Annotated in this window: 15 protein-coding genes and 1 tRNA gene; 12 read left to right on the plus strand and 4 right to left on the minus strand. The window is 72.6% G+C overall.

Going from position 1 to position 19972, the window contains the following annotated elements:
* Positions 1-24: 24 nt before the first annotated feature.
* On the minus strand, positions 25-732 hold the full coding sequence (locus ACZ4EG_RS20525; RefSeq protein ID WP_467791586.1) for a transketolase: 708 nt from the start codon (positions 730-732) through the stop codon (positions 25-27).
* A gap of 123 nt (positions 733-855) precedes the next feature.
* On the opposite strand from ACZ4EG_RS20525, the gene ACZ4EG_RS20530 reads away from it, so the two are divergent.
* From ACZ4EG_RS20530 to ACZ4EG_RS20545, 4 genes are all read left to right on the plus strand, one after another.
* Positions 856-929, plus strand: a tRNA-Pro gene (locus tag ACZ4EG_RS20530).
* Between the two features lie 250 nt (positions 930-1179).
* Positions 1180-2523 carry a helix-turn-helix domain-containing protein gene (locus tag ACZ4EG_RS20535; RefSeq protein ID WP_467791587.1) on the plus strand — a complete coding sequence of 448 codons (1344 nt, stop codon included), beginning with the start codon at positions 1180-1182 and terminating at the stop codon, positions 2521-2523.
* Between the two features lie 622 nt (positions 2524-3145).
* Positions 3146-4456 (plus strand): hypothetical protein, encoded by a 1311-nt coding sequence (locus tag ACZ4EG_RS20540; RefSeq protein WP_467791588.1) that lies wholly within the window; start codon positions 3146-3148, stop codon positions 4454-4456.
* A 149-nt stretch (positions 4457-4605) separates the two neighbouring features.
* Positions 4606-5511: an aminotransferase class IV gene (locus ACZ4EG_RS20545; RefSeq protein ID WP_453545482.1), complete on the plus strand. Its 906-nt coding sequence runs from the start codon at positions 4606-4608 to the stop codon at positions 5509-5511.
* On the opposite strand, the gene ACZ4EG_RS20550 is transcribed toward ACZ4EG_RS20545, so the two are convergent.
* The 3 genes from ACZ4EG_RS20550 to ACZ4EG_RS20560 all read right to left on the minus strand — a co-directional run bounded on the left by ACZ4EG_RS20550 (position 5480) and on the right by ACZ4EG_RS20560 (position 7791).
* A complete protein-coding gene (locus ACZ4EG_RS20550) occupies positions 5480-5776 on the minus strand; it encodes a hypothetical protein (RefSeq protein WP_467791589.1) in 297 nt (98 codons plus the stop codon). The two genes, ACZ4EG_RS20545 and ACZ4EG_RS20550, sit on opposite strands and share 32 nt — an antisense overlap.
* Before the next feature lie 89 nt (positions 5777-5865).
* Complete coding sequence (locus ACZ4EG_RS20555; RefSeq protein WP_467791590.1) at positions 5866-6690, minus strand: DODA-type extradiol aromatic ring-opening family dioxygenase; 825 nt, start codon at positions 6688-6690, stop codon at positions 5866-5868.
* Between the two features lie 6 nt (positions 6691-6696).
* Positions 6697-7791, minus strand: a complete 1095-nt coding sequence (locus ACZ4EG_RS20560) for a Gfo/Idh/MocA family protein (RefSeq protein ID WP_467791591.1) — start codon at positions 7789-7791, stop codon at positions 6697-6699.
* Positions 7792-8043: 252 nt separating this feature from the next.
* On the opposite strand from ACZ4EG_RS20560, the gene ACZ4EG_RS20565 reads away from it, so the two are divergent.
* Genes ACZ4EG_RS20565 through ACZ4EG_RS20600 form a run of 8 tightly spaced genes read left to right on the plus strand, consistent with a single transcriptional unit; the run spans position 8044 to position 19969 of the window.
* Positions 8044-8880, plus strand: coding sequence for a transketolase (locus ACZ4EG_RS20565; RefSeq protein WP_453545491.1), 837 nt, complete (start codon positions 8044-8046; stop codon positions 8878-8880).
* Positions 8877-9824, plus strand: a complete 948-nt coding sequence (locus tag ACZ4EG_RS20570) for a transketolase family protein (RefSeq protein WP_467791592.1) — start codon at positions 8877-8879, stop codon at positions 9822-9824. The genes ACZ4EG_RS20565 and ACZ4EG_RS20570 overlap by 4 nt, the downstream gene beginning before the upstream one ends.
* Positions 9821-11083, plus strand: coding sequence for a hypothetical protein (locus ACZ4EG_RS20575; protein WP_467791593.1), 1263 nt, complete (start codon positions 9821-9823; stop codon positions 11081-11083). The genes ACZ4EG_RS20570 and ACZ4EG_RS20575 overlap by 4 nt, the downstream gene beginning before the upstream one ends.
* The gene (locus ACZ4EG_RS20580; protein WP_467791594.1) at positions 11080-12120 is read left to right on the plus strand and encodes a phosphotransferase; all 1041 of its coding nucleotides are present in this window, start codon (positions 11080-11082) and stop codon (positions 12118-12120) included. The genes ACZ4EG_RS20575 and ACZ4EG_RS20580 overlap by 4 nt, the downstream gene beginning before the upstream one ends.
* The gene (locus tag ACZ4EG_RS20585; protein ID WP_467791595.1) at positions 12113-13606 is read left to right on the plus strand and encodes an FAD-binding protein; all 1494 of its coding nucleotides are present in this window, start codon (positions 12113-12115) and stop codon (positions 13604-13606) included. Before ACZ4EG_RS20580 ends, ACZ4EG_RS20585 begins: the two co-directional genes overlap by 8 nt.
* The gene (locus ACZ4EG_RS20590; protein WP_467791596.1) at positions 13606-16044 is read left to right on the plus strand and encodes a non-ribosomal peptide synthetase; all 2439 of its coding nucleotides are present in this window, start codon (positions 13606-13608) and stop codon (positions 16042-16044) included. Before ACZ4EG_RS20585 ends, ACZ4EG_RS20590 begins: the two co-directional genes overlap by 1 nt.
* On the plus strand, positions 16041-19127 hold the full coding sequence (locus ACZ4EG_RS20595; protein ID WP_467791597.1) for a type I polyketide synthase: 3087 nt from the start codon (positions 16041-16043) through the stop codon (positions 19125-19127). Before ACZ4EG_RS20590 ends, ACZ4EG_RS20595 begins: the two co-directional genes overlap by 4 nt.
* Positions 19124-19969 carry a 3-hydroxyacyl-CoA dehydrogenase family protein gene (locus ACZ4EG_RS20600; protein ID WP_467791598.1) on the plus strand — a complete coding sequence of 282 codons (846 nt, stop codon included), beginning with the start codon at positions 19124-19126 and terminating at the stop codon, positions 19967-19969. Before ACZ4EG_RS20595 ends, ACZ4EG_RS20600 begins: the two co-directional genes overlap by 4 nt.
* Positions 19970-19972: the final 3 nt, after the last annotated feature.

Consider the following 19972-nt stretch of genomic DNA (forward strand, 5'->3'; position numbering starts at 1 on the left):
CCCTTCTGGGAGGGTGGAATCGGTTCAGGCGTGCTTCGGCTCGACACGGGCCACGACCACGTGCGGGCGGCCCGGATGCGGCGTGGTGAAGGCGGCGTACAGCGCCTCGTGGTCACGGCCGTCGACGGTCACCGCGGACCAGCCCGCGGCCTTGAAACGCGCGGCGATCCCGCCGGGCGGGGCGTGGCTCGCGGAGGAGTTGTCGACGACGACGGTGTGCAGCCGCTCCAGACCGGCGGGCCCGGCGAAGGCGATCGCCTCGTGGTTGCTGCCCTCGTCCAGCTCGGCGTCCCCGATCAGCACCCACACCCGCGGACCGGCGGGCCCCTGGGCGCGCAGCCCCAGCGCCGTGCCCACCGCGATCGGCAGCCCGTGGCCGAGCGATCCGCTGCCGATCTCCGCCCCCGGCACCAGCACGCGGTCGGGGTGGTGGCCGAGCGGGGAGTCGTACGAGCCGAAGCCCGCCAGCCACTCGACCGGCACGAAGCCCTTGGCGGCCAGCACGGCGTAGTACGCCATCGGCCCGTGCCCCTTGCTCAGCAGGAACCGGTCCCGCGCCGGATCGTCCATCGACCGCGGCCCGACCCGCAGCACCCGGTCGTACAGCACCCACAGCACGTCGAGCGTGGAGGTGGCGGCCGGGCCGTGCTTCTCGTCGCCGGTCATCCTGCTCATCAGCCCCGGCAGGTCCGTGTAGGCGTACGTGCGCCCTTGTTCCTCGGTGATCGTCATGCTGACGATCGTGCAACCTCGACCAAACTTGAGGTCAAGACAAAAGGGTGCGCGACCACCGACCCGAGTGCGGTATTGTTTCCCTGCGCGTTTCGACCGGGGAAACCCCAGGTCAGACGGCACCGGGACGTGGCGCAGCTTGGTAGCGCACTTGACTGGGGGTCAAGGGGTCGCAGGTTCAAATCCTGTCGTCCCGACGGTGCGAAGGGCCTTCGCGGGCAGCAGCCTGCGGAGGCCCTTTTTGCATGAGCCTTCATCGAGTCCGCCTCGATCTTGCGGTGGCGGGACTCATTGGTGTTTGAACACCCGAAGCCGAAATCAATCACGAAAAACGACTTCTCGGGAGAACTCCGCACACCAAGAGTTATTGCTTCGTGACAGGTGCAGAGTCAACCCAGTGAGGTAATCTTGACTGCATCGGCCTGTCAATCCCATCGAGGAGAAAGTGTGAACATCTCGAGTGACGTGGGTTCGCGTATCCGGCGGTTGCGCCGTGCTGCCGGGCTTTCCCAGGCCGACCTTGCGGGCGGCGAGCTGTCACCCAGCTATGTCTCCTTGCTGGAAGCAGGGAAACGGACGCCTTCGCTCGACGTGCTCGCCCAGCTGGCCAAGCGGCTCGGCTGTGATGTGTCCGAGCTGACGGGCGGCCCGGTGGAAGCCACCATCGGCGATCTGGAGGTCAAGCTCAAGTACGCCGAGATGGCCCTGAACAACGGCGACCCGCACGCGGCCCTGGAGGCGTACCGGTCCGTGCAGGACACGGCCACGCCGGACGCCCAGCCCGAGATCTGGTACAAGGCCGAACACGGTGTCGCCCGTGCGCTGGAGCACGCGGGCCTTCTGGAGGAGGCGGTCGCCCACCTGGAGGGTCTGCGCTCGGCCTCCGTGGACCGCCCCGATCTGGTGGCACACCTCACCGTGGTGATCGCGCTGTGCCGGTGCTACCGGGAACTCGGCGACCTCTCGCACGCCATCGAGCTGGCGGAGGCCACGCTGGAGGAGCTGCAGAAGCTGAACCTGGCACCGACGGTCGTCGGGGTCGAGCTGCTGTCCACCCTGGTCGGGGTCTATATGGAGCGGGGCGACCTGCACAGAGCCGCCTACCTGGCCACCAGGGCGATCGACCAGGCCGGCACGATCACCGATTCCCGCGCCCTGGGCGCCGCGTACTGGAATGCCAGCGTGGTGATGCACCGCAACGGCAACACCGCCGACGCCCTGACCCTGATCGAGAAGGCCCTGACGGTGTACGCCGAGGGGGACGACGAGCGGGCGCTGGCGCGACTGCGCAACGCGTACGCGATGGTGCTCCTCCAGTCGGAGACGCCCCAGCCCCAGGCCGCCCATGACGTCCTCGAACAGAGCCTTGCCTCCCTGCGGTCGGTGGGCAGCAGCGTGGACGTCGCCTACTGCCTCTCCGCCCTGGCCCGGGCGGAACTGCGCCTGGAGAACGTGTCGGCCGCCATCGATCACGCGGAGGAGGCGCTGAGGCTGCTGGGCACCGAGCACCGGCTGCAGAGCGCGCGCAACCACCTGGTCCTGGCGGCGGCCCGGCTGGCCCAGGGCGACCGGACGGCGGCCCAGCAGGCGTACGAACGCGGCGCCCTGATGCTGGAGGCCTCCGAGGCCAACCGTCAGGCGGCCTTCGCCTGGGCGGAGTTGGCGGAGATCCTCAAGCTGTGCGGCGAGGACGAACGGGCGGTCTGGGCCTACCGGCAGAGCATGCGGTGCATGGGACACCGGGAGACCTTCCTGACGGGGCAGCCGCTCACGTCACGGGTGCGAGGCTGACCGGAGCGGTCATCGGGAGGGCGGCAGCGGGCCACCGGCCACTGCCGCCCTCCCGGCGTTACGGCCGTCGGCTCAGCAGCAGACCGGTACGTCCGGGCCCCTGCCTTTCGGGTCGGCCAGGACCTGTGCGGACGTCGTCGTGGAGGCCGCGACCCGCCCGGTGGCGCCCCGTAGTTCCGCCTGCGTTCCCGCCGCCAGCAAATTGAGGGCGAACAGTAACACGGTGACAACAAGGGAAAGCTGCCTCGAGCGAATATGGCTCACTTTTTCTACCTCTCCTGTGCGGGATTCGTGGGGGGTGAAGGCGGGGCACACCGTCAGAACCACGATGACTTGCTTTGTGACTCATCTTGACCGGTGATGACTACGTTGTCTTCGGATACTGACACGTCATGACCAACACAGTCAACGTGCGACACGGGTGGATCGATATATCCCTTTTGGCATGCAAGATCGCCACCGTTCACGGGGGACTCGATCCGCAAAGCGGACGTACCGGACATAAGGGCAATGGCTGGTGGACTCGCACGCGTTAGTGACTTCTGTCTGAACTTTTGTGACAGCTGTAAATGCATGTATCTGCGACCGGAGGAGGACTCCGGAGTGACGGGGAGTGATACACGTGACGGAGGGTCTCGCGCAGTCCCGGGCCCAACCGCGCGGAGCCGAAGCGGCGCCGCTGTTCGTGGAGAGCCTGATGCGGGCCGGATACCGTCGGCGCCCGCCCCGCCCGCTGCTTGCGGGCGGCGGCGCGACCACGCTGCTCACCTCTGTCGCGGCCCCGGACTGGCGGTGGTCCTTGAGCGGCTATCCGCGGCCCGAGGCGGGCGGTGCCGTGGTGCTCCAGTGGATCGTGAACACGAGCCGTGTCACGGCGCTCCCGCCGGCGTCCCCGCCGAGCGCCGGCCGGGTGGTCGGAGCCGTCTGGACCGGGGCGCGCCCGTACCCGGCGGCCCTCCAGGACGTCTTCGAGGCGCTGCGCGACTCCGGTGCCGGGACCGGCGGCCTGACCTTTCTGCTGTCCGCACAGTCCGAGGACGGGAACGCGGTGGTGCGCGCACTGCGCGCCCTCGGCGTCGAGCGGGACCGGGTCGTCGACGGTGGCGGCGTGGCCGGCGTTCCGCCCCGCATGGCCCCCGAGCTGGGGCCCCGCCTCACCGTGCGCCGCCGGTCGGATTCGGCCATGTACGCGCACTGCGGTCCGGGCTGCCCCTGCGGCTGTCATCTGTCCGTCGCCCACCTGCAGTTCGCCGAGCGCCGGCGCCGGGCGGGGCGGCTGACGGCGCTGCCGCATCCGCTGTTCGAGATGATCGTCCCGGAGTACGCGCTGGTGCGCCGCGGCGTCGCCGGACCGGAGCCGGGCGTCGCCGCGGCCGGTGTGCCGCCGCTGCTGAGCCCCCTGACGGCGAGTATCTCCGCGGTCCTGGCCGAGGCCGCCGATCCGGCGGGCGTCAGCTCCGTCTTCCTCGCCGATCTGTCGAGCGCCGCCGCGCTGCTGCTCGGGGAGGGGGTCGCCCCGGGGCCCAGGGGCGGCCCGTACGTGCTGCGCAGACTCATCCGGATGATCGGGAGTGAGCTGGCCGTCCGGGGCGTACCGCCGTCGATGCTGCGTGAGGTCATCGCCGTCGCCGACCTCGCCTACCGCGTCCCCCTCGGCCTCACTCCGCTCTCGCCGGCTTCGTGGGAACACGTCGCACGCGAATGTCGGGCATTCGAACGGGTCGTCAGACGGGGGCGCGCCCGGGTGTCGGTGCCGGGGCTGCTGACCGGCAGCCCGCGCGAGACGGCACGTGCCCTGGCGCGGCTGCGCTCGGAGCAGGGGGTGCCGCTCGGACTCTCCCTGCGCTGGTGCCGTGAGGAAGGAGTCGAGTTGCCACCTGCGGTCATGGCACTGGAGGAGCTCAACGGACGGGGGATGCGGGACAGAAATTGACTGCGTTTGTGACTGTCTTGACAGAGATTCCTTGCTGAACCTAGGGTCGGTCAGGGTTCTGCGTGATCTCCAGGTTCAGTAGGGTTCCGTCGAGAGGAGCAGGCGTGTCTTCCGAATATGGACGCTTGATATGGCGCAATGGCGCTTTCATGCCATGGGAAGAGGCGACGATCCACATCAGTTCCGTGGGGCACGCCTCGGTCTCCGCCGCGTTCGAAGGCGTGCACTCCTACTGGAGCGAAACGCGCGGGGCGCTGTACGGCTTCCGGTTCCGCGATCACATGCAGCGGCTGCTGGACTCCCTCCGGCTGGGCCGGCTGGAGCCCGAGTTCGACGCCGACGCGCTCGTCACGGCCGCCGCCGAACTGCTCGCTTCGTGGGAGAGCCGCGGCAAGGACCTCTATGTGCGTCCGTGGGGCTTCGCCCGGGGGACGCACAAGGAACAGATGGTGCCGCGCGGGACGCCTGCGGAAATCGCCATCGAGACCTGGGAGTTCGAGAGCAAACTCGGCCGGGGGCGCACCTGCACCCTCGCGGTCAGCTCCTGGCCCCGCTTCAACCCCGGTGCCTCACCGGCGTCGATGAAGGTGTTCTCGAACTACCACAACGGCAGGCTGGGCAATGTCGACGCGCAGGCCCGCGGCGCCGACTGGCCGGTCTTCCTCAACGGCGCGGGGAACGTCACCGAGTCCTCCGGCTCGTGCATCGCCCTGGTCAAGGGCGGCCGGCTCATCACCCCCGACCTGGCCAGCGGGGTTCTGGACAGCATCACCCGCAACACCCTGTTCCGGCTTGCCGAGGACGAACTCGGTCTGTCCGTCGAGACCCGGCCCGTGGAGCGGACCGAGCTGTATCTCGCCGACGAGATCTTCCTCATGGGCACGGCGGCCGAAGTGCTGCCCGCCGTCGAGGTCGACGGGTTCCCCATCGGTGACGGCAAGACCGCCGGCGCGATCACGCAGGCGCTGGAGTCCTGCTACCACGACACGGTCCGCGCCGTCACCGACAAGTACGACGCCTGGCTCACGCCGGTCCCGGCGGCGCCGACACGCTGAAGCGCGCCTCAGCCGTGCGGATGCGCGCCGCGTAGAGCCCCGGATCGAGGCCCAGCACACGGGCGTTGGCCAGCCGTACCAGCAGAACCGGATGCGCCCCCCGGCGGTAGAGGGCGGCGACGTCGCCGCTCAGCAGCTCGTCCCGCTCCGCCGCGGACAGCGGGCGACGCGCGAGCTCCCGCCGCGGGTCCGCGCGCAGCCGCTCCAGGGTGTCCGGGTCGTGCGCGACGTCGTAACAGAGGCGATCGATCGCCTGGACGCTCATCTGCGAGTCCTTCCTTCCTCCGGCCGTGGCTCCGGGACGCATCCATCGCGTCCCGGAGCCACGGGTGTTGCACGGTTCGGGGCAGGTGGTCAGGCGGGTCCCCAGGCCGCGAAGGCGTGGCCCTCGCCGTCCCGGTGGTCCATGAGGGCGAGGGGCAGGTCCGTGGCCGTCTCGGCGGCCGCGATCCACGGCAGGACCTCACCGGCGACCGTGCCCGCCTCCTCGATGCGCCGCTCCGTGGCCTCGGCGACCAGGCCGTCCAGGTCACCCCGGTGCAGCCGGTCGGCGACCGAGCGGGCCCAGGCCGGCCGCGGCACGCCGTACAGCTGGTCGGGCAGTACCCGGGGTCCGCCCACCTCCAGCGAGAAGCTGCCGCTCGCGACGACGGCGACGCGGCGGCCCGGCAGCTCCTCCAGGGCGTTGCGCAGCACCCGGCCGAGTCGTCTGCACCGCGCGGCCGAAGGCCTCGGCGCCACCATGCCGTTCACATACACGGGGACGACGGGCAGCCGGCGCCCGTTGAGGAAGTGCAGCGGCACCACGACCGAGTGGTCGACCGAGTGGTCCCTGAGGGCCACCGGATCGAAGTCCTGGCCGACCAGACCCCGGTGGAGCGCCGCCCCGGCATCCGCGGCCAGCGCGTACGACATGGGGGAGACGCCCGGCACGTCGTCATTGGGGCCGAGGGCGCTGTGCCCGGTGGCGACGGCGAACGTCGGCCACAAGTCGGGGGTGAAGGTGTTGATGTGGTCGCAGGTGAGGACGACGAGGACATCGGCGTCCGCCCGCGCGACCACCTCGTCCACCGCCGCGTAGCGCCGCGCCACCTCCGCCCCCGACTCCGTGTCACCCCGGGCCAGGGCAGGGAACACCGGGGTGTGCGGGACCCCGGCGACGGCGACGACCTCTGCCACGCGCCGTCACCCGCCCAGCGTCGGCCCGGCGTTCGCGGCCACGGGTACGGCCGCGCGCTCGCCGGGAGCCGTGGGGCCGCCGGAGCGGGCCGCACCGTACATCTCGCGGAGCAGCCGCAGTGTGTCCAGGCCTGCCTCGCCGTCCGCCGTCATCGTGCGCCCGTCGCGTACCGCGGTGGCGAAGTCGGCGATCTGGCGGCGGTGGGAGATGCCGTAGTAGCCGATGCCGGCGGGGGCCGGTTCCACCTGCGCGGCGACCTCCCGCGCGGCCGCGCGCAACGCTTCGCCGCCCTCGGCGAGATGGAGCGTCCCGGGGTGGTCGAGGTCGAAGAGGACCGAGCCCTCGGTGCCGACCAGTTCGACCCGGGTGCGCCAGGTGATGCTGCTCGCGACCGTGACGTGGTACGTCACCAGGGCGCCCTGCGGGCCCCGCAGCAACGCCGCCAGCGTGTCCTCGGTCTCCATCCCGCCACGGGGTGCCGTGTGTCCGGTGGCCGCGCCGGCCACGGTGAGGCCGCCGACGAGCCAGCGTGTCACGTCGAGTGCGTGATAGCCCTGGTTGACCAGGGCGGAGCCGCCCTCTCCCGCGAAGGTGCCGCGCCAGTAGCTGTCGGCGTAGTAGGCGTCGTCGCGCCCGCACTGGAGGCTGACGGTGCCGGACACGAGCTGTCCGAGCAGGCCGCCCGCGATCCAGTCGCGCACCGAGGTGACGACCGGGTCGTACCGGTGCTGCGAGACGACCGACAGGACGCGCCCGGTGTGCTGTGCGACGGCCGTCAGCGCGGTGCCCTGCTCGACGGTCAGGGCCAGCGGCTTCTCGACCAGGACGTGCTTGCCCGCTTCGAGTGCCGCGGCGGCCAGCTCGAAGTGCTGGGCGTGGTCGACGGCGATGGAAACGCTGTCGACCTCGGGGTCGGCCAGGACGTCTTGCAGGTCCGCCGTTGCACGGGGCAGTCCGTACCGGCGCGCCAGGGACTCGGCCCGCGCGAGGTCGCGGTCGCACGCCCAGCGCAGTTCGGCATCGGGGAGCACCGAAAAGCCGTCGACATGGTTGGGGGCGACGCGTCCGCAGCCCACCACGGCATGAACAAGGGGTTTCACCGAGAACTCCTCGCATCTCGCGGTTGCCCGGCCGGCGGCAACACGAAAAAGGCGGTGCCGGGCCGGTTCTCCACTTCAGTCAATGTCACGTGACTTCCGAATGTCAATGTGCCGAGGTATTTCCCGACTCGGTTAGTGACTCCATTAATGACTAGCCTTGACAAGCTGTCATGAAGCTACTTGACTCTGCGTTGCCCGGCGTGGGGACGCCGCCGCGAAGACCGTCCCCCGGGACCAACCGGAGGTATCCGCATGTATGCGCCCAGCAGCGCACCCTCGTCCGCCGGTACGCACACCGACGTCGTGCCCCACCCCGACGACCTGGCCCGCCGCGCCCGGCGGCGCGTCGTCGAACTGGCCGCACGCAAGGCGATCCACCTCGGCGCCGCACTGTCCATGACCGACCTGCTCGCCGTCCTCTACACCCGAGGCCTGCGCTACCGCCCGGACCGGCCCGACTGGCCCGACCGCGACCTGCTCGTGTTGAGCAAGGGCCACGGCGCCTACGGCCTCTACGCGATCCTGGCCGAACTCGGCGTCATCGACGCGGACCTGGCCTCCCTGCCCGGTCATCCGTCCGACGCCGTCCCCGGCATCGAAGCCGCGACCGGCGCCCTCGGCCACGGTCTGTCCCTGGCCTGCGGCATGGCCCTCGGCGCTCGGCTGGCGGGCCGGGACCAGCGGGTCGTCGTGGTCACCGGCGACGGCGAACTCGATGAAGGCAGCAACTGGGAGGCCGCACAGTTCGCCGCCCACCACCGCCTCGGCAACCTGGTCGCCGTCGTGGACCGCAACCGTCTTCAGCAGGAGGGCGACACCGAGACCGTCAACGCCCTGGAGCCCCTCGCCGACAAGTGGCGGGCCTTCGGCTGGCGCGTCACCGAGGTGGACGGGCACGACACCGGCGCCGTCACCGACGCCCTGGCCGCCCTGCGGGCCGGCGACGGACCCGGGGTGCTGATCGCCCACACGGTCAAGGGCAAGGGCGTCCCCTTCGCCGAGGGCGATCCCGCCTGGCACATGGGCGAGTTGGACGCCGTACAGCGTGCGACGGCACTCGCCGCCCTCGCCCGGGGTGAGCGGCCGTGACCGGCACCGCACGGCTCGGTATGCGCGCCGCCCTCGCCCCCGCCCTGGCCGACGCCGTCGACGCCGACCCCGCGCTGATCACCCTGGGCGCCGACGGACAGGCGCTGTTCCAGGGGGTCATGGCACGTCACCCGCACCGGTACGTCGACGTGGGCATCGCCGAGGCCAACCTCGTCGGGGTCGCCGCCGGACTCGCCCGCAGCGGCCTTCGCCCGGTCGCGGCCGCCATGGCTCCCTTCCTCGTCCGGCGGGCCTACGAACAGCTCCGCCTCGACGTGTGCGTGCCCGGTCTTCCCGTGGTCCTCCTCGGCGTCGGCGGGGGACTGGGCTACGGACCCCTCGGCCCCACCCACCACGCCACCGACGACATCACCCTCATGTCGGCGCTGCCCCGTATCAGCGTGCACTGCCCGGCCGACGCCGCCGACGCCGTGTCCGTGCTGCGCACCCTGCTGCCGGCCGACGGACCCGCGTACATAAGACTCTCCGCGCGCCCCGACCCGGTGCTGCCCCCCGCGGCCTCCGACGGCGACCCGCGCACCGCCCGCCTGCTGCGCGACGGCGACGACGTGCTGCTCCTGGCCACCGGCCGGTGCCTGGCCGAGGCGCTGACCGCCGCCGACGCCCTCGCCGCCGACGGAGTGGAGGCCGCCGTGGCCTCGGTGACCACCCTGCGCCCCTTCCCCGGGGACGCGGTGCGGGCCCTGGCCCGCGACCGGGCACTGGTCGTCACCGTCGCGGAGTCCCTGGGCCCCGGGGGCCTGGGGGACCGGACCGCGCTGACGCTCGGCCGGGACGGCCCTCCCGTGGTGCGACTGGAGACCGACCACCGCTACCCACCGGTGGCCTCCCACGAAGAACTTCTCCACTTCTACGGCGTGGACAGCCGCGGCATCCGGTCCGCCGTGCTCGGCCAACTCACCAGGAACACGAGGAAAGCGTGACGATGAGGATCCTCTCCAGCGCCCAGGCGTGCGGGTTCGGCCCCGTCTCCAAACTGGTCGCCATCACCCCCCTGCTCGCCGGCGGCAGCGTCGACTTCGTCGGCCAGGACGTCGCACTCGACTTCGCACGGCGCCACAGCCACCGCTTCCACCGCATCACCGAGGGCGACACCCGCCGGTACGAGGACGTCGCCCAGAGCCTCGCCGACGCCGACCTCGTGGTCAGCGTCATGGACGCCGAACTCGTCTTCTGGGCGGCACGCGCCGATGTCCCCGTGCTGTTCTTCGACAGCCTCCTCGGCTTCTGGCTGACCGGGCGCGGCAGCGAGGAACTGTCGGCGCGCGCCCAACTCGTCCGCTGGGCCGATCCCGAGACCGCCCGGTATGTCTTCGACACGCTCTCCCCGCACGAGCGCATCCTGCTGGCCCACCTCCTGGCCCGGCGGTCGTTCGCGCAGAACTTCCCCGGGGTGCCCGAACGCATCGCGGCCCTGGCCGAGGCGGGCACCGACCACATCGAACTGTGCGGCCCCATCGTCGACCGCAGCGCCCTGGAGAGCGCCCTCGTCCTGCCGCCGCCCGAGCGCCCGGCCGGACTCCTGATCAACCTCGGCGGCTTCCAGAACTTCTTCCTCGACTACGAGTCCCACAACGCCTACCTCGACGTCCTGCGCCGCTGGGTGTCCGAACTGGCCGCCGCCCGCCCCGAGCTGGGCCGCATCCTGGTCTGCGGCGGAGCGTTCCGCGAGCCCGTCACCGAGACCCACGGCGCGGTCGAGGTCGAGTACGCCTTCCTGCCGCAGACCGAGTTCCTGCGGCACCTCGCCCACACGCCGCTCTACGCGGTGCCCCCGAGCCTCACCTCGCTGCACGAGTCCGTCATCCTGCGCCGACTGCCGCTGCTGCTCCCCGAACAGCACTACGGCCACATCGCCAACCTCCGCGCCCTGCGCGGCACCGTCGCCGGCGACACCGCGGCCAGTCTCACCGACCTCGGCAGCAGGTTCACCGTCCCCGAGGACGACCTGGAAGGCACCAAGGCCCTTGACCGGCTCACGCGCGATCTGCTCACGGACGAGTCCGGCTACCGCCACCTGGCCCAGCACCTGGACGCACGCCTGACCGCCTACCAGAAGCTGACCGCCGAGGAGCGGCACGCGGCCGTCGACGAACTCGGCGACCTGCTCGGCGGACCCGCGCTCGCCGACCTCCTGCAAGGCATCGACGCGGACCTCGTCACCGCCGGGAGGGCGTCATGACCCACGCCCCCGCCACTCCCACCTCCCCCCGCGGCACTGCCGCCCCCGCCGACCTGGCCGGCCTGACCGAACGCACCGTGGACACCGACGAGGTGGCCCGGCTGATGCTCGCCGCCCACCTGGCCAGGACCGGCGCGCCCGAGCCCGCCCCCGGCCGGGTGCGGTCCACCACCTGGACACCGGCCGGCGCCCGCAAGATCCGCCGCCGCACCTTCGTCCAACTCGACATCGACGGTGTGCCCGTCGCCGTCGCCAAGGTCCCGCTGTCCACCACCGACCCGAAACTCGCCCGGGAACTGGAGATCCTCCGCGGCTTCCCGGCACCGGCCCCGCTGGGCAGCCCGGTGCCCCTCGACGCGCTCTGCGGCGGCTTCACCATGAGCCATCTGCCCGGTGTCGACCTGCCCACCGCCGTCACCGGCGCCGACGGACCCGACGCGCTGTGGCGGGTGCTGCGCCCCGCCGTCGAACGCGTCGCCGAGCTCCACCTGTCCGGGGACCGGGTGCCCTCCGGTCCCGAGCGTGCCCTCGACACGGCCGCAGCGTACGTCCGCAATCCCGAGTTCGGCGTCGAGCACGCCGACCAGGCGCTGCGCACCGCCCTGCTCGCGCCCACCCACGGCGACCTCGGCCCGTGGAACGTGCGCTACGACGCCCGTGACGGGTCGGCCCGTGTCCTCGACTTCGAGGACTACCGCGCCACCGGCATCGCCGCCATGGACGTGGTCAACCTGCTCGTCACCACCGCCCTCCCGGTCTTCCCCGACTACCCGGAGCACGGCTTCGACTGGCTGTACGACCAGGTCTTCCGCACGGACCACTGGTTCCGGTCCGTGCTGGAACGGGGCCTGGCCCACTACGGGTCGCTCACCGGACAGCACCCGGGCCGGGTACTGGATCTGCTGCCCTTCACCTGCCAGTGGCTCATCGAACGCATCGAGGCCGAGGGCCGCGACACCAGCGGGCTGTTCTACCGGACCTTCGTCGAGCGCCATCTGGAGCGCCGGCCCGCAGCCTTCGGGAGCGACCATGCCTGAGCAGACCCGCACGACCCGCACCACCCGCACGGACGCCGTCGTCATCGGCGGCGGCCCCGCCGGACTGTTCGCCGCGCTCACCCTGGTCCGGGCGGGCCGGCGAGTCGCCCTCCTGGAAGCCGGCGGCGACATGCGCGAGAGCCTGTGCTCCCGCCTGGTGGCCCGCATGGACGGGCGCACGGTCCGCGACGCGGAGAAGTTCCGGCTGCAGTGCCCGCGCTGCACGTGCCTCACCGGACTCGGCGGTGCCGCCTTCCACTTCGACACCAACCTCGGATACATCTCCTCCCTCACCCGCTCCAAGATCGAGTCCGCGCCCGACGGGACGGTCCGCTCGTACAGCGGACTGGAGCGCGCGCTCGGCTCCTTCGACCGCGCGCAGGACCTCATCGGCGAGGCGTACCGCATCTTCTACGAGCTGGGGCTGCCGCCCGCCGGGCCGCCGCGGGAGGACAACGGCTCGCTGCTCGGCGAGGGCACCGTCTTCCAGCACGTCGACACGGCCTACTCGCAGAGCGTCACCGTGGACGACTCCCTCGTCGTCGTCGCACGCCTCAAGGCCGAGCTGGACAGCGGCGGCGGGAGCGTCCTGCTGCACCACCGGGCCACCGATGTCGAACCGCTGACCGGCGGCGGATTCGAGGTCCGCGCCGACACCCCGCAGGGACCCGCCGTCTTCCGGGCCGACGACGTCATCGTGGGTGTCGGCAAGCTCGGCCTGCCCTGGGTGCGCGACCTCGCCCGGCGCATCGGAGTCCGCCACCGGCCCAGCAGCCGCGTCGACCTCGGCGTCCGGCTGGAGGCCGACCGCGCGGACCTCGCGCCGCTGCTGGACGGCTGCCACAACCCCAAGCTGTCGTTCCTCAACGAGGAGGGCCACTCGGTCCGGACGTTCTGCGTCTGCGAGGGCGGCCGCGTCATGCAGTACGGCTTCCTGGACGCCGTCGCGCTGGACGGACAGCACTGTCTGAACCAGCCCACGACCAAGTCCAACCTGGGCATCCTCACCACGGTCGACCTGCCCGAGCACATCGACGGCACCGAGCACGCCGGGGAGTTCGCGGCGCGCGTGGCCGCATACGGCGGCGGACGGCCCGTCGTCAGCACCGTCGACGAACTGGCCGGCCGGCCCGCGCCCGAGGGACCGCTCACCACCAGCCTCATCAACTACCACCACGGCGACCTGCGCGACTGCCTCCCCGCGTCCATCGTCCGTGACGTCCTCGCGATGGTCGGCCGGCTCAACACCCTTCATCCGGGCCTCGTCCCGGGCACCGCCACCGTCGCGGCGCCCGTCGTCGAACGCCTCTTCCCCGACCTCGACCTCTCCGACGACCTGGAGTCGTCCGTGCCCGGCCTGTACTTCGTCGGCGACAGCTCCTCCAAGATCATCGGCATCACGTACGGCGCGGCCACCGGCATGGCCGCGGCCGGCTCCGTGCTGCACCGCCGGGTCGCCACGGCCGCGGCGGGCGGGAGGCACTGATGCTCGTCCTGCCCCAGCGCCTGCCCACCGCCACACCGCCCCGCCCCGAGCGGACGTCGGCCCGACTCACCGCCCCCGCGGCCCGGCTGCTCGGCGCGCCCGAAGGGCACCGAGTGCTCGCCGCCCTCAGCCGGCTGCTGCTCCACCGGTACGGAGCGGGCTGGGAGGTCTTCGGGACCTCCGGCGACACCCTGGTGCGCCACGCCTTCGCCGACAACCAGGAGACCCCCACCCTGGCGGAACTCACGGGCGCCACACATCCGGTCGCGGCGAGCCTGCCGGTCGACGGTGAACCGTACGTGGCCGTACTGGCCGGCAGTCCGGCGGTACCGCCCGCGGTGCTCGGGCGCCCCGTGTGGACCGCCGCCGCCGACGGACCGGCCCTGCGCCTCACCCACGACGCCGCCGTAGTCGATGCCACCACGGCCGGCCGTGTCGCCGAGCACCTGGCCCTGCTCGCCCACCACACCGCCGTACGGCCCCGGACCACCGCGGGAGAAGTCGACCTCCTTCTGCCGGACGAGCGGACCCTGCTGCTCGACACCTGGAACGCCCCGCACACCCCGCACGCGGACACCACGCTGCACCGCATGTTCCGTGAGCAGGCCGCCCGCACCCCCGACGCGATCGCCCTGCGGGACGGCGGCACGGAGGTCACCTACGGCGAACTCGACGCGGCCTCCGACCGGTTCGCCCGGCGGCTGCGCCCGTACGTCACCGAACCCGGCGCGCTCGTCGTGCTGAGCGGCGACCGCGACACGGCCCTGTTCACCGCCGTCCTCGGCATCTGGAAGGCCGGGGCAGGGTTCGTCCACCTGGACCCGCACCTGCCCAACCTGCGCGCCGAGGAGATCCTCCGCCTCATCGATCCCGTCGCCGTCCTCACCACCGGGAGCGGGCACCGCGCCGTCGCCGGCCGGAGCCTGTCCGTCGCCGACCTCCTCGACCCGGCCGCGCCGCCCGCCGCCCCGCCGGGCGCACCCGAGGACAGGGCACGCCCCGACACCACGGCCTACGTCCTGTTCACCTCCGGCAGCACCGGCACCCCCAAGGGCGTCGTCCGTCCGCACCGCATGCACACCTCGCGCATCCGTCTGGAGCAGGGGATGTACGGCATGGGCCGCGACGACCGGCATCTGCTCAAGTCACCCATCAGCTTCCGCGAGTTCGTGTGGCCGCTGGCGACCGGCGGCACCGCCGTCCTGGCCGCGCCCGGCAAGGACCGGGACGACCGCTACCTGGCCGAGCTGATCCGCGACGAGCGGATCACCACCGTCAGCTTCGTGCCCTCCATGCTGCGGCTGCTGCTCACCCAGCCCGCGTTCCGGACGGCGCCCGCACTGCGCCATGTCTTCGTCGGCGGTGAGGCACTCGGCCAGGACCTGGAGGACGAACTGCGCGGCCTCGGCCTCGCGGTCCACAACACGTACACCCTCAGCGAGGCCGACTACGTCTGCCATCGCACCGGACCGCTCCCCGAGCCCCGGCCCGCACGGACCGGCACGGTCGTCGGCGTCCCGCTCGACATGCGGATCTACCTCTGCGACGCGGCGGGCCGGCTCGTGCCGCCCGGTGTGGTCGGGGAGATCCACACCGCGGGCCCCGGCCTGGCCGACGGCTATCTCCACCGTCCGGACCTGACCGCCGAACGGTTCCGGCCCAACCACCTGGACCCCGACGGCCCTCCGGTCCTCTTCCGCACCGGAGACCTGGCCCGCCATCTGCCCGACGGACAGGTCGAGTACGTCGGACGCGCCGACGACCAGGTCAAGGTGCGCGGCCAGCGGGTGGAACCCACCGAGGTCGAAACGGTGCTCCGCGGGCACCCCGGGGTCGCGAACGCGGCGGTCGTCGGGATACCGGACCCCGATCAGGGCGCCGTCCTCGTCGCCTACGTCGTGCCCGACGGCGAGGAGGTACCGCCCCAGCGGCTGCGCGAGCATCTCGCCGCCCGGCTGCCGGACTTCATGGTCCCCGCCCATCTGGCCTCGACCCCCGCCCTGCCCCTGCTCCCCAGCGGCAAGGTCGACCGCAAGGCGCTGCGCGTCACCCCGCGCACCCGTCCCGCGCTCGACGTGCCGTACACCCCGCCCGACACACCCGGCCAGGAACGGGCCGCCGCGCTGGTGGCGCGCGTCCTCGGACTCGACACCGTCGGCGTCGACGACGACTTCTTCGCGCTCGGCGGCGACTCCCTCCGCCTGATGCTGTTGCGCGGCTCGCTGGAGTCGGCCTGCGGACGGGAGATCGCCCTCGCGGATGTCTTCGCCGCCCGTACGCCGCGCGGTTACGCCCGTCTGCTGGACGACACCGACGGCACCGCCGACATCGATTCTCTCCGCCGTCCCTCCGAACGGCGCCGTCCGCCGACGCGCCGCACGGCCGCGTCGGCCACCCGCACCCGCACCCGCTCGTCCGAAGGAGGTGAACCGAGGTGAACGCCCCGCTGCCCGGCCCGCCGGCCCCCTCCGCGGACCACGACGAATGGGCCGTGGCCGTCGTCGGCATGGCCGTACGCCTGCCCGGCTGCGACAGCCTCGACCGCTACTGGGAGATCCTCGACTCGGGCGAGGACAGCGTCACCCGCCGCGAGCGCACCTCCGGCTCGTTCGTCCCGGCCTACGGCTCCGTGCCCCGTCCCGCCCACTTCGACCCGGCCCGCTTCGGCATCGCGCCCTCCGAGGCACTGCTCCTCGACCCGCAGCACCGACTGCTCCTGGAGGCCGCCGACGAGGCGCTGGAGGCCGCGAACGTCGACCGTGTCCGCACCCCCGGCATCAGCGTCTACGCGGGGGTCGGCCACAACGACTACGAGCGCTGGGTCGGCACCGCCCTCGCGGGGCGCCCCGGCGTCGACGCCCAGGCACTGGAGGTCACCAACCGGGGCGACTACGCCGCCACGCGCGTCGCGTACCGCCTCGGCCTGCAGGGTGCCGCCGTGACCGTCCAGTCCGCCTGCTCCACCGCGCTCACCGCCGTCCATCTGGCGGTCCAGGACCTGCTGAGCCACGGAAGTTCCCTCGCCGTCGCCGGTGTCGCCTCCGTGCGGGTTCCGGCACCGGGCGGATACGAGGCGCCCCTCGGCGGCATCGGCTCGCCGGACGGCGTGTGCCGCCCGTTCGACCGGGCGGCGGGCGGTTCCGTGCCCGGCGACGGCGCCGGTGCCGTGGTCCTCAAACGACTGGCCGACGCGCTCCGGGACGGCGACGACATCTGGGCGGTCGTCCGCGGCACCGCCATGAACAACGACGGCTCCGGCAAGTCCGGCTTCGCCGGCGTCGACCCGGCCGCGCAGGCCGAAGTCATCCGGGCCGCGCTGGACGTCGCCGGACTCGAACCCGACGACATCGACTACGTCGAGGCGCACGGCAGCGGCACCCGCATCGGCGACGCCTCGGAATGGACCGCGCTCCACGAGGTCTTCGGCGGCGTGGGCCACCGAGTCCATGTCGGCGCCGTCAAGGCCGGGCTCGGTCATCTGCGCGAAGCCGCGGGCCTCGCCGGACTGGTCAAGGCCGTGCTGTCGCTGCGCCACGGCCGGCTCGTCGCCACCCCGCACTTCGAGGCACTCCCCTCCGATCTCGCCCGCAGGGAAGGGCCGTTGGCCCCGCTGGGCGAAGCCCTCGACTGGCCGGCCGCCGGACACCGCCCACGGCGCGCCGGGGTGAGCGCCTTCGGCCTCGGCGGGACCAACTGCCACATCGTCCTCGAAGAGGCCCCGCCCCGCGCCCGCGACGCCGCGGCGGCCACCGGCGAGGCGGAACTGGTGCTGCTCTCCAGCCACCACCCCGAGGCGCTGACCGCCGACCTCGATGCCGTACGCGACCACCTGGAGCGGAACCCGGCGCAGACGGCCGACACCGCCTGGACCACCCAGACCGCACGCCATCGCCACCCGCATCGCGCCTATGCCGTCGTCACCCCGGCAGCAGGCACCGAGGCGGCCTTCGCGGCCGACCGGCTGCGTGTGCAGCACGGACGGGCCCCGGCCGCTGCGCCCGAGGTCGTCTTCGTCCTGCCGGGCATCGGCAGCCACTACCTCGGCATGGGCGCCGACCTGGCCCGTACCGATCCCCTGTTCGCGGGTCATCTGCGGGCCGCCGTCGCGGTCGCCGACCGCCTCACCGACGGGGCCGTCGGCCGGTCCTTCACCTCCGGGCAGGCGCGTGCCTCCGGCGACGGCAACCGGGTCGATCTGCGCGCCATGCTGCGCCGGGACGGCGCCACGCCGCCGACCCGCCGGCAACTGCGCGACGTCCATCTGTCCCTGTTCTGCCTCGAACACGCCATGGCCCGCACCCTCATGGACCTCGGCATCAGGCCCGCCGCCCTCCTCGGGCACAGCCTGGGGGAGTGGGTGGCCGCCGTCCTGGCCGGCGTCATCGGCCTCGACGACGCCATGGCGGCCGTCGCGCGCCGCGCCGACCTCGTCGTCACGGCCGGGGAGGGCGCCATGCTCGGCGTGCTCGCCGCCGCCGACGACGTCGAGAAGTACGCCCTCGACGACACCTGGCTCGCCGCCGACAACGGACCGGGGCACTGTGTCTTCTCCGGCCGCCCCGCCGTCATCTCCGCGCTCGCCGACCGGCTGCGCGGCGACGGCTTCACGGTCCTGCCCGTCGACACCGCGCACCCCTTCCACACGCCCCAGCTCACCCGGGCCGCCGACCTGCTCGGCGAGGACCTGCGCGAGGTACGGCTGCACCCGGCCCGTATTCCGATCGCCTCCAGCGTCCTGGGCTCCTGGCTCGACGGCGGGGTTCCCCAACCCTCGTACTGGCGCGACCACATGGTCGGCCGTGTCCGCTTCCGCACCGCCGCGGGACTGGTCCTGGACCGGCACCGCGTCCTGATCGAGGTCGGCCCCGGCACCACCCGCCCGTGGATCGGCCAGACCGACCCGGACGCCGTGTGTGTGCGCACCGTCCGGCAGTCCTACGAGCACGTGCCCGACCGGCAGATCCTCCTGGAAGCCCTCGGCGAGCTGTGGACCCACGGGGTCGAGGCCGACTGGGAGCGCCTGCACCCGGCCCCTGGACGCAGGACGACCCTGCCGCCCAGGAACCTGGTGCGCCACAGGTTTCTGCCGGACTCGGCGCCGCCCGCCGACCCCTGGCCGGGCACCGCGTCCGCACCGCCGGCCGCCGCGCCCCTGCCCGCCGGTCGGGACGACACCTCGGAGCACGAGCGGACGCCCGTGGCCGGAGGGGTGGCGCCCTCGACCGTGGCCGGACCGGCTGCGCCCTCGACCGTGTCCGGGTTCCTCGCGGACCGCTTCCGCGTCCTGCTGGGCCTGCGCGAGGTCCACCCCGACGACCACTTCTTCCACCTCGGCGGCGACTCACTGATGGGCGTCCATCTGATCTCGGGGCTCAAGCAGCTCACCGGACGGTCCGTGCCCTCCTCGGTGGTCTTCGCCTCGGCGACCCTCGGCGGCATGACACGCGAGGTGGAGAACTGGCTCGCCACCCCGGCGCCGCAGCAACCGGAACCCAGCGAGAACGGGAGTCGTATGCCATGACCGCACCCACGATCGGAGTGCTCGGAGCCGGAGTCATCGGGTCCAGCGTCGCCCACGCCGCCGCGGCGGCCGGGTACACGGTGACACTCGTCGACTCCGACGCCGCTGCCCTCGACACCGCCCGCACCACCATCCGCCGCCACCAGCGGCTCGCCACCCTCCTCGGCGGCCGCCGGAGCGTCCGCGCACTGGACATCCGCCCCTCCACCGACCTCGCCGCACTCGCGGACGCGGAGCTGGTGGTGGAGAACACCACCGAGTCCGAGGAGGCCAAGCGGGCTCTCTACCCGGCGCTGGAGGACGTCCTCGCGCCGGACACCACCATCGCCGCGAACACCTCCGCCGTCCCCATCGGCCGGCTCGCCGAGCGGCTCGCCGACCCCGGCCGGGTCGTCGGCGTCCACTTCATGAACCCGGTCGACCGCATCGACATGGTGGAGGTCGTGCGCGGCAAGGCCAGCTCGGACGCGGCCATGGCGGCCGTGGACGCGCTGCTGCGGCGTATGGGCAAGAAGGCCGTCGTCGTCGAGGACGCGCCCGGATTCGTCATCAACCGCGTCCTCATGCCGGTCGTCAACCTCGCCGCCGCCGTCGTCGCCGACGGCGTCGCCACCCCGAGCCAGGTCGACGAGCTCTTCAAGGGCTGCCTCGGTCACACCTCGGGCCCCCTGCGCACCGCAGACCTCATCGGCCTCGACACCGTCGTCCGCACCCTGGAGGTGCTGCACGACCACTACGGCACCGGTGAGTTCGTCACCCACCCGGCCCTGCGCCGGATGGTCGACCAGGGCCTGCTCGGCACCAAGAGCGGCCGCGGCTTCTACTCCTACGACGGGAACTGAACC

The organism is Streptomyces sp. NPDC025638 (genome assembly GCF_055558775.1).

What these genes read in the sequence shown, in the direction of transcription:
- ACZ4EG_RS20525 (WP_467791586.1), bottom strand. Translation starts at nt 732, where the DNA reads ATGACGATCACCGAGGAACAAGGGCGCACGTACGCCTACACGGACCTG.
- ACZ4EG_RS20545 (WP_453545482.1), top strand. Translation starts at nt 4,606, where the DNA reads ATGCCATGGGAAGAGGCGACGATCCACATCAGTTCCGTGGGGCACGCC.
- ACZ4EG_RS20550 (WP_467791589.1), bottom strand. Translation starts at nt 5,776, where the DNA reads ATGAGCGTCCAGGCGATCGATCGCCTCTGTTACGACGTCGCGCACGAC.
- ACZ4EG_RS20565 (WP_453545491.1), top strand. Translation starts at nt 8,044, where the DNA reads ATGTATGCGCCCAGCAGCGCACCCTCGTCCGCCGGTACGCACACCGAC.
- ACZ4EG_RS20580 (WP_467791594.1), top strand. Translation starts at nt 11,080, where the DNA reads ATGACCCACGCCCCCGCCACTCCCACCTCCCCCCGCGGCACTGCCGCC.
- ACZ4EG_RS20585 (WP_467791595.1), top strand. Translation starts at nt 12,113, where the DNA reads ATGCCTGAGCAGACCCGCACGACCCGCACCACCCGCACGGACGCCGTC.
- ACZ4EG_RS20590 (WP_467791596.1), top strand. Translation starts at nt 13,606, where the DNA reads ATGCTCGTCCTGCCCCAGCGCCTGCCCACCGCCACACCGCCCCGCCCC.
- ACZ4EG_RS20600 (WP_467791598.1), top strand. Translation starts at nt 19,124, where the DNA reads ATGACCGCACCCACGATCGGAGTGCTCGGAGCCGGAGTCATCGGGTCC.